Raw genomic sequence first — 15209 nt, forward strand, 5'->3', positions numbered from 1 at the left:
AACAGGAAAAATGCGCTAAAAGGCGCCGGGGCAGAGATGAGGATCGATCGGTTTGAAAAAACGCAAGCGGTCAGACGCCAGGAACGCTAAAAGCCGTCTGGATATTCGCACTGTGGCACACGCGGCCGGAGTTTCGGTGGCAACCGTATCGCGGGTCATCAATAAGGTCCCGTCCGTCGATCCTGCCCTGGCAAAGAAGGTCTGGGAATCAATTCAGAAGCTTGGGTATGTTCCCAATACCCAGGCTCGCGCCCTGGTATCAGGCCGCAGCAAGCTGCTCGGAGTCATCATCTCCGACATCACCAACCCCTTCTTCCCGGAGCTGATCCAGGGCTTCGAGGACAAGGCCGTCGAGGTCGGCTACGAGACCCTCATCGGCTCAACCAACTATGACCTGCAGCGCATGGAGCAGTGCGTGCAGCGCATGCTGGAGCGCAAAGTCGAAGGCGTTGCGGTGATGACCTTCGGCATTGAAGAGCCGCTGCTGGACCGGCTGGCATCGCAGGGTATCCCCATGGTCTTTATCGACCTGGCGCCGAAGAAGAAAGGGATCTCGACGATCCGGGTGGATTATCAGAAAGGTATCCACGAGGCCGTACAGCATCTGGCCGTACTCGGGCATCGGAGACTTGCATTCATCTCCGGACCGGAACGGCTTCACTCTGCTGTTGCCCGGCTGCAGGCCTTTCGCAGCGCCGTCGACGAGATCGGATTGCGTGTGCCGGAGAGCTATATCTTCCACGGAGACCATACCGTGGATGGCGGCGAACGCGGCGTTGAGCACCTGCTTGCGCTCAGCAAGCCACCTACCGCCATCATGTGCTCGAACGACATGACCGCCATTGGCGCTATGCACGCGCTCTCACGGGCAGGATTGTCGATCCCCAAAGACATCTCCCTGATCGGATTCGATGACATTCGTATCAGCGAGTACATGTTGCCGCCGCTGACCACGATCCGGATGTCCGGACGAGACATTGCCGCCAGTGCCGTGACGTCGCTGCTCGATTCTTCCTCTCCTCCGCGGGAGGTGGAAACGAAGCTGGTGGTGCGTCAGACAACTTCGGTACCGGCCGGCACACTCGCCGACTTGCGCAAGAAATCTGGGAAGGCGCAACGCGGCCGTTAGGAACGGCCTGTTCCTCGCTCAAGTTGGCCGTTCGACACAGGAAGCTTTACCGTGACGATGGCGCCCCCGGCTCGATGGTTGTCGATCTCGATGCTTCCGCCGGCACGATCGCAGATCGCCTTACAGATCGAGAGACCGAGACCGGTGCCACCGCTCTTCCGGCTGCGTGACGGATCACCTCGATAGAACGGTTCAAACAGGTGAGGACGATCTTCCTCTGTGATGCCTTCGCCATGGTCGCGAACGGTTAATGTTGCCGTAGTTCCATCAGACCGCAGGGCAATCTCGACCGTCCCATGATCAGGGCTATGTTGCAGAGCGTTCACGATCAGGTTGGAACAAAGAAGCGCCGCATCTCGCGCGTCCACAGGCACGGAGACTGTTGCCACCGGAGAGGCCTTCAAGGTGACTCTATTCAGCGAAGCAAACGAGGCGCTCTGGGTCACGTTGTCCTGCAGAACCTGGTGAAGCGCACTCGTTGGCGAGACAGCATCGGCCGGCTGCTCCAGGCGTGCAAGCGTCAACATCTGCTGCACCGTCTCTTCCAGCCGCGTGAAATCTTCAAGTGCGATACCGAGACCCTTTCCATATTCCTCGACGCTCCGCTCCTTCATGGTGAGTAACTGCAGCGACGATTTAACGATGGCGAGGTCTGTCTTCAGTTCGTGCGCCGCATCGCGGGTGAAGCGCTTTTGCTGCTCGAACGAACTCTGAAGCCGGTTGACGGTTCGCTCAATAGCAGACGCGAGCGGCCGCAATTCCGTAAGGTGCATCGCTACCTCCGGAGCCGTAAAGCTCCAATGCACGGAGTTCACCTTGTCTGCCTCGGATGCCAGTACATGAATCGGAGCCAGCAGCTTGCGAATCATCCAGACGAGCAGAATTGCTGTGACTCCCAATAAGATCGCTGTCGCGACCATGAAAAAGCGTGTCGCCTCCCAGATCTCGTGCCACACACGGCCATCCGGCTGTCCATAGAGGATGTGCACCTGATGGACCACAGCACTGGCGGTTCCGGGATCGACGACCCGTTCTCCATCAAGAGCAAAGAAGCGGTAGGAGTGACCCTGGATCTTGACTCGCCGAAAAGAATCGGGCTCGATGGAGAGCTCAGGTACCGGCCCCTCGGTACCGAGAACGTGTCCCTCACCGTCAGTTACGCGATACACCGCGTGCGGCGTTCGCGGAATTCTGCGCACGTCGAGGCCAATGTTGGGGGAGGAGTCTTCCGCTTCCTGCACCGCCCCTAGAAACGCGTTTGCGGAAGCCCTGAGGTTGGCATCGAAGGCACGGTACTCATCCTGATGCTCATTGACGATGACAGCGACGATCAGCAGAACTGCGGCGAGCCCTTCCAGAAGCAACACAGCGGTAATAAGCCGCCGCGTAATAGAACTCCCTTGGTTCACGACGAAGCTTCCTCGCTCAACCGGTATCCGCGATGCCGCAGGGTTTCGATCAAAGGCTCTGTTCCTTGAAGGTTCAGCTTGCGGCGGAGATTGGAGATGTGGGCCTCAATGACATTGGAATGATGTTCCCACTCGAAGTCGTAGAGATGCTCCAGCAACTCCTGCTTTGAAACGATCGCGCGTGGACGATATGACAGGTACTGCAGGATGCGGTATTCCATCGGAGAAAGGTCGATCTCCTGACCGCGCCTCTTTACCGTTTGGCGAACAGTATCAATCTCCATGTCGGCGACCTGGATGATGGTAGAGGAGACACCCTTCGCGCGGCGGATAAGCGCCTTGACGCGGGCCAGCAGCTCGCCCAGGTCAAATGGCTTGGCAAGGTAGTCATCTGCCCCACTATTGAGGAGGTCGACGATCGTCTCTTTGCCATCGAGCGCTGTCAGCACCAGGACAGGAGTACGGGACTTCGTCTGCCGAAGCTCGGTCAGGACTCGCTTGCCGCTCTTCCCAGGCAGCATCAGGTCCAGGATGATGGCGTCGAAGATATCCTGCACCGCCATGTGAGACCCGGTAATGCCATCGGCCGCATGGTCGACCGCAAAACCCGCCTCGCGAAGTGCCTGGGCAATATTCTCCGCGAGCCGTTTTTCATCCTCAATGATGAGAAGACGCACCCTTATACCTCATCCATATTTTCTCTGCCATGGCTTAATACCGGCTGAATAGCACACCGTATCAGATTTCTCGTCTCGCACGGGCGCGCTTTATCCCCCTCCTTACAACCGCACACCCAAGGGGAAAGCGAAGATAGCGGTAACAAGGGATATATCGGTATATCCCAATGAAAACAGATACCTCCACCGAGGCTCACACTAGGACATTTGACTGATGTTCATCTGTGGCCAAGGGAAATAAGCTTGCCCCCAAGCAAAAAACTGAGCTTTTACGCCATAAACGCGCAAAAAGCCTGTAAAAATCTGTCCGCTTTGTTTGGCTTCTCCGTTTTCCTAGTTCCCCTATGGAGTGTGGCAAGTGAAACTAAGCCAGCGCATCGCTATTTTTCTGTTCTGTTGTCTTGCCGCTTCGGCGACTCATTCCATCTTTGCCCAGATGGCTGCCGGAGGTCTGCGCGAAACGGTTGCTGACGCTGCAGGAGGGCGAGCAGCTGAAGCCGCTCCCGCGCTAATCCTCGCCAGAACCGGCATTGCCCAGGGATTTGCCTCACACCCCCTCGGGCCTTCCACGCTGACAGCAGAAACCGACGCCGGCTTCGCTCCACAACAAAGTTTCGATTCATCGACCTCGGGATTTCACACGTGGTCGATTCGCCACGGTCTCGCCCAAAACTTACATTCACTTCGATCTTCCGTCGGGCAAGAGGCAGTACCGGAAGATCCGCTACAGGTACTTGCTCCCACAACAAAGAAGTAGAGAAAGCAGCACCTTCACGCAGCACCAACACTTTTAGGAGACACCGATGCGGCAACGAATTCGATTCTTTCGCTTCATGACGATGTTGCTCCTGGCTGTCTGTAGCAGCTTTGCTATGGCCCAGACGATCACCGGCAGCATCAACGGTACCGTGACCGACGCCTCCGGCGCCGTTATTCCAAACGCCAGTGTCGTCGCAACGAACGTGGACACCGGAGTTGAAACTCCGACCACAACCAACAGCGACGGTATCTACAGCCTTCGCTTCCTGCAGATCGGTAAGTATAAAGTAACGATCACCTCTTCCGGGTTCGCCACAACAACCTATGGCCCATTCGCCCTGGAGACAGGTCAAACTGCAAAGATTGACGGCAAGCTGGGGGTTGCGAATCAATCGCAGAAGGTCACCGTCGAAGCTGAGATTGCTCCGCTAATCAATACTGAGAGTCCAACCCTTGCCACTACGTTGGATACTCGCGCCATTGAGAATCTTCCTCTGGTCAGCCGCAATCTCAATGCCCTGACGATGTTCCTTCCCGGCGCGATCAGCACCTCGCCGAACAGCTTCGTCAGCAATGCCTCGATCTCCGGACCGCTCAGCGGCAACAATCCGGCCGGCGCCAGCAGCAATAGCTCCGTCTCCGTCAACGGTAACCGTCAACAGACCAACCAGTACCTGCTGGATGGCATGAACATCAATCAGACGTTGGATGACACTCCGGGCTATAACCCAAGCGTCGACGCAATCGGTCAGGTGCAGGTCATCTCTGCCAACGCTCCCGCGGAATACGGGAATGTGCTTGGCGGCGACATCATCTATCAGACCAAGAGCGGCACAAACCAGTTCCACGGCAGCGCCTTCTACTTCCTTGGCAATCACCTTCTGAATGCCAACTCATGGCTCAACAAACACGGATCGACCATTGTTCCCAGAACCAGCTTCACGCGTAGCATCTTCGGTGCGACATTTGGTGGTCCGATCTTCAAGGACAGGCTCTTCTTCTTCGGCGACTACCAGGGTGGCCGTTATCACTCCGGTGGTAGCGGACTCGCGACCGTGCTCACCGACAAGATGCGTAGTGGCGATTTTTCTGAACTGCTCAACCCCGCTCTGATGTGCTCTGGTGATCCGGGTGGAGTCTGCGCGAATAACGCTCGTCTAATTGAGTTGTACGACGCGACGACCGCGGGTAATCCCAGATACGCCAATAACCAGATCACTATCTCCAACCCCGCGGCGCAGTATCTATTGGCTCATCCTGAGCTCTATCCGCGTGCAAACCGTGCGCCGGATGCCAGCAATACTCCGGCTCGCAACAACTATGTTGGTCCCACCAAACAGCGTAACTATGGCAACCAGTTCGATATCAAGGTTGACTGGAAGGCGACGCAAAAGGACAACCTGTCTGTCCGCTTCTCCTATGCAAATCAGGGACAGACGACCCAGAATGTTCTTCCTACCAGCTTTGCCAGTGCTCCCACCTTCCCGGTACGCGGCGTGGCTATCAATGAGATCCATAGCCTCAACTCAGCAATGGTCAATGAGTTTCGCGCCGGCTACACCCGCATTCAGAACAACGGCGCAGTTTTGCTTGATCCTACCGGCGCCTTTGGCTTGAGGGGAGACAGCGTGCTCGGTATCGGAAGCAGCAATCCGGTCAATCAGCAGTTTGCCGGATTTTCCGCACTCGGCTTCACAAACTCCGCCAGCCCTCAGGGTTTTACCGTAACAAACGGGAACGAGTACACCACTCTCGGCAACCAGAACACCGGAACGAACTACACCATCAATACCTTCCTGTATGGTGACAACTTCACCTGGCTCAAGAACCGCCACACCTTCAAATTTGGTGTGCAGTTCCTGCGTCAGCAACAGAACAACTTTTACCCAGGTAATGATGGCTCACTCGGCGGTTTCTTCTATCTAGGCCCTGGAACCTCGAGCGCCACCGCTCCTGCCAACGGACATAGCACCGGCTACACGGCTGCTGACTTCCTTCTGAACCGCGCCGGTTTCAAGAGCATCGGCGGCGTCGCCGGTCCAGTCGGTATGCGTCAGTGGCGCGATGCCTACTTCATCCAGGACGACTGGAAGGTTCTTCCCACCCTCACCCTCAACCTCGGTGTCCGCTACGAGTACTCGCAGCCGATCTATGAGGTCAACCATAAAATGTCGACCATCGACCCCGCGAACCCGAGCAGGATCATCATCGACGGCAATAACACCTCCGTTTGCCAGCCCTTCGGTCTGCCCTGCATCACGGCTAGTGCTGCCGGATATGGTCGCGGCTTGGTTGATCCGTACTATGGCAGCATCATGCCCCGCGTCGGTTTTGCCTTATCAGTTAATCCCAAGTTTGTCGTTCGCGGCGGATACGGGCTGCAGAACTACATGGAAGGCACCGGTGCGAATCTCCGTATGACCACCAATCTTCCTTTCCAGTCGGCTTCCCAACTCAGCGGCAATCTCCCTGGCTCGGGCAATACCGCCGGTTCTTTCTATAACGTGCAGGGTGGCTTTGGAGCAGCCTCTGCGTTGTCGAATGTCTATAACGTCTGGAATAAGAAGATCAAACCGGCATACATCAGCATCTACAACATGACCGTGGAGTATCAGTTCAGCAGCACCGCTTCCCTTCAAGTCGGTTATGCCGGCGAGTCGGGCCAGCACCTGGTCACCGCAAACCAGCGCAACCAACTGCATAATCCTTGCGTCATCAACGGAGCTCCGGTACCGGTCAACACGGCCACTCCTAACGCAGCTTGTCTCACCTTGGCTCCGGCACCTTTCTATACGACTCCAGGAGTGGGTTATAACGGCGTCATTCGTTACACGGACTCGAACGCCTCCATGAACTATAACTCTTTGCAGGTCAGCTTCCGCCAGCGCGTATGGCATGGTCTGCAGTACACCGCTAACTACACCTACAGCAAGGGCCTCACCAACAGCACCGGCTTCTATGGCGTACCAAGCGTTTCCGTCGCCAGCGCCTATGCAGAAAATGTCTACGATCTCCATTCAGAGTGGGGCCCTGTTGGACAGGATATTCGTCACGCTCTTAACTACAACCTGGTGTATGACCTGCCGGTCGGCCGCGGCCGGATGTTGGGCAGAAACATGCCGCGGATTCTCGACGAGGTAATCGGCGGATGGAAAACGGGCATGACAGGCATTGTCTATACCGGATTCCCTGTCAACATCGGCGCAACTAACAACTCTATGGTCAATGGCAACTCTCAGCGCGCAAATCACTATCGCCCATTGAAGGTTGTCAATCGTTCCATCAACAACTGGTTTGGAACTGACCCGTCGGCTATCCCATGTGCTGCCGGCGTAGACAATGGTGTCTGCGCTTACGGTCAGCCCGCACCTGGAACCTTCGGCACCGCTCGTCCAACCTCGGAACGGGCTCCAGGATTCCAGACCTACGGAGCTTCCGTTACCAAGGACTTCACCATCTGGAATGAGCATCAGATCAATTTCCGCGCTGATGCCGATAACCTCTTCAACACTGCCTATTGGTCTAACCCAGCCAGCAGCGTAGGCGCTCCCGCAACCTTCGGTTCGATCTCGGCTCAGAGCTCGCCCATTCGCAACAATCCCCGTGCCATGCAGTTGTCAGTCAAATACCACTTCTAGGCGGCTGCAACTTCCGCTTAGCATTCCAGCAACAAAGAGAAGGCCCGGCTTATGCCGGGCCTTTCTTATTAGCCTACTGATCGTTGGATGTGGATCGGAATCCTATCTTCCGTCCGCTCTGCGCGGGACCGTTCAATGCATTTCCTGTACTCCGCTAGCCCACATAATCCCGCGCCGGATGAGATTAAGGATCATCGGATCCTCATAGTCTTCCTTGTTATGCCCAAGTGCCAAGTAGAACTCACGTCCTCCATCGAAGGTGTGATACCAGGCGACCGGCAACATCTCCGGATAGCTATTCAGATCCAGCTTCATCTTCTCCGTGTTGATGAGCGTCGAGCGTCGCACGCCAAGCAGAGGATGGATATCGGGATTCATCAGCGTAAAGAAGTAGCACTCGTCCTTGTGCTGTAGCTTGGCAGGCAGCTCTTTGGTGAAGGGACTGGTGTGATCCAACACCTCCACCGTCAACACCTGCTGCGGGGGATGCTCAACAAATCTTCCTCCGAGGACGGAAGCAAAGTATGGCCACGAACGTTCCGAGCCGGAAGCTGAGTGAAGGCCGACAAATCCGCCGCCGTGTTCAATGTAGTCTTTGAAGGCGTCACGCTGCTTGTCCGTGAGGAAGGCTTCGTTGTTGGTATTGGCGAAGACTAAAACAGCGTAACGGCTGAGACGTGATGGCTCAAAATACTCCGGATCGTCGGTGACATCGACCTCAAACCCTGCCTCGGCGCCAAGCTTCTTAACGGCGGCGACACTTGAGGCGATATTTTCATGAACATACCCCTTGCCGTTACGGGTATAGATCAACATCCCGGGCCGGGTATTCTGGGCGTTCGCTGCACTGGATATCAACGACGCGGCAACGAGGGCAACCGCCGACAGATAGAAGCGGATTTTCTTTTGTTTCTCCATCGCAACACTCCAACATTCATCGCAAAGTCTACAGCTCAAATACCGTACGCGCTAACGGAGGCACTCTACGCATTCGCACGCATGAGTTCTCTGCCTCGTTGTTCTTTACGGACAGCAAGCGCGGCCGCAAGCAGTGCAAAGGTAATAAGCTCAAAGACCGCCAGCGCTCTTGCATATCCCAATGAGTCGCGGAGCCCATACTCCACCATCACGCATGGAGCTCCGAGCAGAACACCAAACTGGTAGACAAGTCCGGGAAAGAGGCCGCGTGCGCCTTCCGGAGCAAGCTCATTGAGATGAGCCGGAATCACGCCGAAGGCTCCCTGCACACCAAACTGCATAAGAAACGCGCCTGCGGCGAGCCATGCGACCGACCCTCCAAATGCCCATGCGGGTACGGCCAACAGGCAGATCAGCAATGCCATATAGATGCTGTTGCGCCGGCCTAGCCAATCCGAGATACGGCCAAAGACAACGGCCCCCAGAACAGCACCCACGTTATAGAAGATCGCCATATTGGCTGCGGATCGCAGGCTGAATCCGTGCACCACGCGGAGGAAGTCGGGATAGAGGTCCTGCGTTCCGTGAGAGAGACAGGTGATCAGCATCATCAGAACCGTCAGCAGGACGAAGTTGCCCCAATGAGCGCCGATCGTACGCAGGAGATTCGGACGAGCTTCCGTGGCTGCCTGCCGATAAGTATCGGGAGAGAACAGAATCAGCACGACGATCCACACCGCCAGGCAGAGTCCGCTCCAGAAGAGCCACTGCCATCCAACAGCAGGAGCGAGTGTACGCGCCATCGCTGCCGCCAGAAGGTATCCCAGTGAGTAGCCCGCCTGCAGAATTCCAGAGAAGAGACCGCGCAATGATACGGGACAGCTCTCCATCACCAGCGCCGCACCGACGCCCCAGTAACCTCCCATGCCGATGCCATAGAGCGCGCGCAACACGAGGAAGACTGAAGAGCTTGGAGCCAACGGGGTCAGCGCCGTAATGAGGGAGAAATAAAGCACGCAGCAGAGGAGCGGAATGCGACGTCCCCAACGATCGGCACAGTAGCCGAAGAGAAACGCGCCCACAGGCCGCATGACCAGCGTTGCAGTAATGGTGGCTACGATCGATCCTTTGCTGACACCGAAGTGTGCTGCAAGCGAATCCATGACGAAGACGAGGATGAAGAAGTCATACGCATCGAGCACCCAGCCAAGGATGCCGCTGGCCACTGCAAAACCCCACCGCCTGTTTCCTGTTGCGATCATCCACACGCTCCTATAACCGCGGTACAGTCAATCCACCATCAAGATGCAGCACAGACCCAGTTGCATAGGGGATCTCGCCGCGGGCCAGCACACTCACAGCTCGTCCGATGTCTTCCGGAGTTCCCCACCGCGCCTCAAGCAGCAGGCCTTCCTGGATGAGACGGTCGTATTTCTCTTTTACGGCACTGGTCATATCGGTAGCGATAATGCCGGGCCGGACCTCGTAGACTGAGATGCCATGCTCAGCAAGGCGAACAGCCCACAGATGGCTCGCCATCGCAATGCCGGCCTTCGAGATGCAGTAGTCACCGCGGTTGACGCTGGCAACCTCCGCTGAGACAGAACCCACATGGATGATGGCGCGGTGTCGTCTGCTCACAGCCTGCTGGCGGATCATCCATTGCGCGGCGGATTGCGTAAGAAAGTATGGGCCCTGCAGATTGGTGCGGATCAGCTCCTCAAAGCTTGCCTCATCGGCTTCGAGGATATCGGCACGGCGGCGCGGCGCCATGCCCGCGTTATTCACCAGAACATCCAGACGGCCAAATGCCTCTTGTGTGGCTTGAAGCAGCGCCTCGCGATCATCGCGGGACGAGACATCCGCGCGAAGATAGCGCACGGTTGCACCCCGCTGCTCCAGCGCTGTCAGGAATGAGTCAACCTCTTCCTCACTCCGAAGGCCTGCCAGCATCAGATCAAAGCCATCGATGGCGAGGCGCTCCGCGATGCCTGCGCCGATACCCCGTGTTCCCCCGGTGATGAGTGCAACGTTCCGTGTCGTCATGGTTACTCGAAGAAGGTGTAGTAGCTTCCGTCAGCAATGCGTGTAATCAGAAGGGCCAGCTCCAGCAGGTGATAGTCTCCCCACATACTGGACTCCCCATGCGGAGCCAACCCAGGCACGGGTACATGATCCCAGCCATTGGGCCGGTGATAGATGGTATGCAGCAGTAATCCTTCATGTTCCGCGGCGTTGGAAAGATAGCGCGGCTCAAAAAGCGTCTGAGCAACGGTCAGTCCGGCAGAGGTGTAATGGATTCCTGGATCTCCAAGAAGATGACCAAGGCGCAACAGGCCCTGTGCGGCGATAGCACTCGCCGAGGCATCAACCGGCTCAAACCGGTTTTGCGGCTCGGCGTCGCGGTCCCTCCACTCAAGAAAGGACGCAAGTCCGGGAGCACCGGTGTCCCAATAGCAGATTCCGTTACGCGCCGTAGCACAGCCTATGTAGAAGTCGCAGGTAGCGTGCGCCGCCTTGTAGAGCGCATCGAGCGTTTCCTGATAAGCGCCGTGATTCCTCCGCTGGTCTTCAGGCAACGATTCCAGAAACTCAACCTGCTCCGTAGTCCCAAGCACGGCCCAGGCGAGGCCGCGCGTCCATGTTGTGAACGGAGAATATCCCTGCTGCGTCGAAGGACACCGAAATGCCCCGCTGGCCGGATTGAAGATCGCTTCGTGCACCGTCCGGCCGCGATCTTCGGAAAGGTCATAGGAATCGCGCTGTTCGCCGTAATAGATGTTGTAGCGAGCCGATGTCCGGGCGTGCGTCATCATGCGATCGAGGAGATCGATGCGCCTGTCCTGTTCCCCTGACAGCAAGTGACCGAGCACATGAGAGAGTCCGCAAATGCGCAATGTACGGAACGTATCGACAAAGAGTGAATGACTTCCGTTGAAGGAATAGATGTAGCCGGTATCATTCGAAAGCTGCGTCCAACGGCTCGCCTGCACTGCACCGCTGACCTTCAACGCAATCTCGCAAGCCGCAAGATCACCACCGTCATCGGCAATGCGGCCGGAGCGTATCAGGCGGCGAAGGTTTCCGTAGGTAGAGACGCAGTTGAAACCGTGATCATGCACACCAGTGTGAGTGAGATGAACCGGCATCTCACGCCGGATGTGCTCGCGGGCTAGGTCGACGAGACGCGCGTCTCCACCGATCTCGAAAGCGAGCAATGCATTTCCAAAGAGAAATCCGTGTGTCCAGTTTGTCCAACTGCGCGAGGTGTACTTCCCATTGACGGTAATAACAGGCGCACCATCCTCGCTCTTCCAGCGGCGCAGCAGCGCCTGTGTCTTGTTGGCCGCAAGCTCTGCCGTGGTGAGAGCCTTTGCCTTAAGGTCTGTCGCGCGAATGGATGAGTGGATCTGCATGTTGTGCCTCTACACCAACTCCAGAAATCGCTGTTTTGTCCTTGTCAGAACGGCATCCGGATCTTCATCCCAGATCGCCTGATTGAAGATCTCGACCTCGATCGGTCCGCTGTAGCCAGCGGCTTCAACCGCGGCACGCAGCGTGCGGAGATCAATGATGCCGTCGCCCATCATGCATCGTCCCAGCAGGTTATCCGGTAACGGCACAGGCCAGTCCGAAACGTGAAAACCCATAGTCCTGCGGGAAGCTGCGGCAATCTGCTGCAGTACATTGGGGTGCCACCAGATGTGAAAGACATCGAGCACCACGCCGACACGATCTTCGGCATACGGAGCCGCCAGTTCCAGCGCCTCATCTACGGTGGTCAGTACAGAACGGTCACCCGCAAACATGGGATGCAATGGCTCCAGCCCGAGCTTTACACCCGCCTGCTCCGCATACGGAACAAGCGCGGCGATACCATCTCGAACCATCTCTCTTGCCGCAGCGATACCTACTGGAACTGCACCACCTACAACGAAGACCAGGACATCAGCATTGAGCGCGGCAGCTTCATCAATGGCGCGGAAGTTATCGTCGATCTTTGCGCGGCGCTCGATTGCATCGGGGGCAGGAAACATGCCGCCACGGCAAACACTCGATACATGAAGCCCGGCATCTCGAACGGCCTGCACGCTTTGCTTCAGCCCAAACGCGCTGATCTTATGCCGCCACAGAGAAATGCAGGGAACGCTATGCCGCACGCAGGCCTCCGCCGCTTCACCAACGCTCCACGCGGGAGTCGTGATCTGGTTCAGCGACAATCGCGAGAGCTGTGCCACTAGCACACCGCCTTTACGGGAACGATCGGCGGCACCTGCATCCACCGTCCCTCTTCCCATGACTGTAACGCCAGTTCCGCCAGTTGGACGCCGCGAGCTCCATCCCAGAAATCATGCGGAAAAGGCTTACCTTCGGCAACGGCTTTTAGATAGATCTCCCACTGCACTTTGAAAGCGTTGCCGAACTCCATATTGTCGGGCACGTCCGTCCAACTGTCGCGGAAGGGAATGGGATTGGCGATATCAGGATTCCATACCGGACGCGGCGTATTCACACGATGCTGTACGCGGCATTCGCGCAGACCGGCAATCGCGCTGGCTTCAGTGCCGTCGACCTGCATGGTGAGCAGTTCGTCCCGATAGACGCGGGTTGTCCATGAAGAGTTGAACTGCGCGATGATACCCCCCTTCAAAAGAAAGGTCCCGTAGGCGGCGTCATCCGCAGTGCAACCGTAGGTCTTCCCCGCCTCATCCACACGCGTGGGAATATGTGTTGCGCCTAGGCAGGAGACCGCTTCTACCGGCGCAAAGGTATGGTCCAATACGTATCGCCAGTGCGCAAACATATCGAGGATGATGCCTCCATCCTCTTCCTTGCGGTAGTTCCAGGAAGGCCGCTGTGCCGGAAGCCCCCAATCACCCTCGAAGACCCAATAACCAAACTCTCCTCGGATAGACAGGATGCGGCCGAAATAGCCCGAGTTCACCAGGCGGCGTAGCTTCCGGATGCCGGGAAGGAAGAGCTTATCCTGCACAACGCCATGACGGACACCGGCGGCATCGGCAGCCGCGGCAAGACGTGCGGCGCTGTCAGCGGTCGTCGATAACGGCTTTTCACAGTAGACATGTTTTCCGTGCTCAATGGCGCGCATGACGCTCACCTCGCGCATTCCTGTCAGACCGGAGTCGAAGTAGATCGTGTCCTCCGGATTCGCCAGGCAGGCATCAAGATCCGTGCTCCAGCGGAGACCGCCGTGCTGCCTGCTGATCGCTTCTAGCTTCTGCGGGTTGCGCCCCACGAGAATCGGATCTGGCATAAGCCGTCTGCCGTCAGAGAGCAGAACTCCGCCCTCAGCACGGAGCTGGAGAATCGACCGAACCAGGTGCTGGTTCAACCCCATACGCCCAGTCACACCGTTCATGATGATTCCAATTCGTTCCGCCATCGTCCCCCTCATTGAGTCAGCTAACGCATCCAGGTGTAGACGCACCGCGCGCACAATTCTCCCTTATTGGGAGCGCTAACAATCTAGTTACCGCTTCTCCGGCTTGTCAACGTTGGACTCATAAAAAGATGCCCATCTTCCCCGGTCGGCGGCTATGATGGAGGCTCTGTGTCTGTCTCTCGCCCCATGGGTCGCGTGACCCTCGCCGACGTCGCCAAAGCAGCAGGTGTTGCCACCATGACGGTGTCACGCTATCTGCATGGCAATCCGAATATTTCAGCGGCCACCGCACGTAAGGTGAAGGCTGCGATCGATCGCCTTGGGTATCGGCCGAACTATGCCGCACGCGTGCTGATGGGCCAACCATCCAAGGTGATCGGGCTGATCCTTCCCAACCTTGCCAATCCATTCTTCTCACTGATCGCACATTGCGTGCAACAGGCGGCTCACGCGCGAGGCTATCTTGTGTGGATTGCTGCAACCAACGACGATCCCAGCAGCGACCTGGAACTGATTGAGCGGATGCACGATCATCATGTCGATGGCCTGCTTCTCGCATCCTCGCCAGGCAGCACGATTCCGCTGGAGAAGATGGGAGGGATTCCGACGGTTGCGATCGACCGGCCTTTGCGAGGCGCCGGTGTAGACTTTGTCACCGTCGACGATCGGGCAGCTGCCCGCGAAGCGGTCTCACACCTGCTGCAACATGGGTACAAGCGGATTGCGATCGCCGGAATCGATGCCCGGATCAGACCAATCCAGGAGCGCATCCTCGGTTATCAGGATGCCATGCACGCTGCCGGCCTGCCGGCCCTTCCCTACATTCGCTGCGACGATGCTGCCTCTGCGATACAGATCTGCAAGACGCTGAGAGCCGGTAAGCGCCCTATCGAAGCGCTCTTTCCACTTAACGGAGATAGCTCGGTACTCTTTCTGGAGGCCTTCGAAGAGTTGCGTATCTCCATACCGCGCGACCTGGCATTTTTCTCGTATGGCGATATCCCGCTCTCGCGGGCCATCCGCCCGCGCCTGAGTGCGGTACAACAGCCAATCGAAGCCATGGCCGAGCAGGCGGCTCTCCGGCTGTTGGAGCAGATCGAACAGAAGACAAAGCCATCTCGTGCCCGTATCAAGATCCCGGCCTCGCTTGTCATTCGGGAATCTTGCGGATGCAAACGAAAAGGCGAAATAAAGACGATACCCTCGATGTGAAGGCATCGTCTTTAGAGCATTTTCCTGTTGCTGCGTAGCCCGGAAGGGGAGTGCAGCGGCGTT

Annotated in this window: 12 protein-coding genes; 4 read left to right on the top strand and 8 right to left on the bottom strand. The window is 57.2% G+C overall.

What is annotated here, in order from left to right; genetic code table 11:
• Positions 1-112 precede the first annotated feature (112 nt).
• Positions 113-1129 (top strand): LacI family DNA-binding transcriptional regulator, encoded by a 1017-nt coding sequence (locus tag AB4Y89_RS14965; RefSeq protein ID WP_442301737.1) that lies wholly within the window; start codon positions 113-115, stop codon positions 1127-1129.
• Here AB4Y89_RS14965 and AB4Y89_RS14970 read toward each other — a convergent pair.
• Both AB4Y89_RS14970 and AB4Y89_RS14975 read right to left on the bottom strand, forming a co-directional pair.
• A complete protein-coding gene (locus AB4Y89_RS14970; RefSeq protein WP_442301738.1) occupies positions 1126-2538 on the bottom strand; it encodes a sensor histidine kinase in 1413 nt (470 codons plus the stop codon). The two genes, AB4Y89_RS14965 and AB4Y89_RS14970, sit on opposite strands and share 4 nt — an antisense overlap.
• Entirely contained in the window at positions 2535-3215 is a 681-nt protein-coding gene (locus tag AB4Y89_RS14975) for a response regulator transcription factor (protein ID WP_442301739.1), read from the bottom strand. The genes AB4Y89_RS14970 and AB4Y89_RS14975 overlap by 4 nt, the downstream gene beginning before the upstream one ends.
• A 358-nt stretch (positions 3216-3573) precedes the next feature.
• Between AB4Y89_RS14975 and AB4Y89_RS14980 the strand changes: the two genes are divergently transcribed.
• Both AB4Y89_RS14980 and AB4Y89_RS14985 read left to right on the top strand, forming a co-directional pair.
• Positions 3574-3972, top strand: coding sequence for a hypothetical protein (locus tag AB4Y89_RS14980; protein ID WP_442301740.1), 399 nt, complete (start codon positions 3574-3576; stop codon positions 3970-3972).
• A 46-nt stretch (positions 3973-4018) separates the two neighbouring features.
• On the top strand, positions 4019-7612 hold the full coding sequence (locus tag AB4Y89_RS14985) for a TonB-dependent receptor domain-containing protein (protein ID WP_442301741.1): 3594 nt from the start codon (positions 4019-4021) through the stop codon (positions 7610-7612).
• A 132-nt stretch (positions 7613-7744) separates the two neighbouring features.
• Here AB4Y89_RS14985 and AB4Y89_RS14990 read toward each other — a convergent pair whose 3' ends face one another.
• The 6 genes from AB4Y89_RS14990 to AB4Y89_RS15015 all read right to left on the bottom strand — a co-directional run bounded on the left by AB4Y89_RS14990 (position 7745) and on the right by AB4Y89_RS15015 (position 13934).
• On the bottom strand, positions 7745-8530 hold the full coding sequence (locus tag AB4Y89_RS14990; protein ID WP_442301742.1) for a ThuA domain-containing protein: 786 nt from the start codon (positions 8528-8530) through the stop codon (positions 7745-7747).
• 65 nt (positions 8531-8595) lie between these two features.
• Positions 8596-9792 (bottom strand): MFS transporter, encoded by a 1197-nt coding sequence (locus AB4Y89_RS14995; RefSeq protein ID WP_442301743.1) that lies wholly within the window; start codon positions 9790-9792, stop codon positions 8596-8598.
• 10 nt (positions 9793-9802) lie between these two features.
• A complete protein-coding gene (locus AB4Y89_RS15000; protein ID WP_442301744.1) occupies positions 9803-10576 on the bottom strand; it encodes a 3-ketoacyl-ACP reductase in 774 nt (257 codons plus the stop codon).
• Positions 10577-10578: 2 nt separating this feature from the next.
• The gene (locus AB4Y89_RS15005; RefSeq protein ID WP_442301745.1) at positions 10579-11946 is read right to left on the bottom strand and encodes a hypothetical protein; all 1368 of its coding nucleotides are present in this window, start codon (positions 11944-11946) and stop codon (positions 10579-10581) included.
• 9 nt (positions 11947-11955) lie between these two features.
• Positions 11956-12813: a sugar phosphate isomerase/epimerase family protein gene (locus AB4Y89_RS15010; RefSeq protein ID WP_442301746.1), complete on the bottom strand. Its 858-nt coding sequence runs from the start codon at positions 12811-12813 to the stop codon at positions 11956-11958.
• The gene (locus AB4Y89_RS15015; protein ID WP_442301747.1) at positions 12768-13934 is read right to left on the bottom strand and encodes a Gfo/Idh/MocA family protein; all 1167 of its coding nucleotides are present in this window, start codon (positions 13932-13934) and stop codon (positions 12768-12770) included. The genes AB4Y89_RS15010 and AB4Y89_RS15015 overlap by 46 nt, the downstream gene beginning before the upstream one ends.
• A 168-nt stretch (positions 13935-14102) precedes the next feature.
• Between AB4Y89_RS15015 and AB4Y89_RS15020 the strand changes: the two genes are divergently transcribed.
• Positions 14103-15146, top strand: coding sequence for a LacI family DNA-binding transcriptional regulator (locus AB4Y89_RS15020; RefSeq protein WP_442301748.1), 1044 nt, complete (start codon positions 14103-14105; stop codon positions 15144-15146).
• Positions 15147-15209: the final 63 nt, after the last annotated feature.

This window comes from Terriglobus sp. 2YAB30_2, assembly GCF_052114765.1.
GTDB lineage: Bacteria > Acidobacteriota > Terriglobia > Terriglobales > Acidobacteriaceae > Terriglobus.

Excerpts from the sequence above, each read along its gene's own strand:
- AB4Y89_RS14985 (WP_442301741.1), top strand. The coding sequence starts at position 4,019 with ATGCGGCAACGAATTCGATTCTTTCGCTTCATGACGATGTTGCTCCTG.
- AB4Y89_RS14990 (WP_442301742.1), bottom strand. The coding sequence starts at position 8,530 with ATGGAGAAACAAAAGAAAATCCGCTTCTATCTGTCGGCGGTTGCCCTC.
- AB4Y89_RS14995 (WP_442301743.1), bottom strand. The coding sequence starts at position 9,792 with ATGATCGCAACAGGAAACAGGCGGTGGGGTTTTGCAGTGGCCAGCGGC.
- AB4Y89_RS15000 (WP_442301744.1), bottom strand. The coding sequence starts at position 10,576 with ATGACGACACGGAACGTTGCACTCATCACCGGGGGAACACGGGGTATC.
- AB4Y89_RS15005 (WP_442301745.1), bottom strand. The coding sequence starts at position 11,946 with ATGCAGATCCACTCATCCATTCGCGCGACAGACCTTAAGGCAAAGGCT.
- AB4Y89_RS15015 (WP_442301747.1), bottom strand. The coding sequence starts at position 13,934 with ATGGCGGAACGAATTGGAATCATCATGAACGGTGTGACTGGGCGTATG.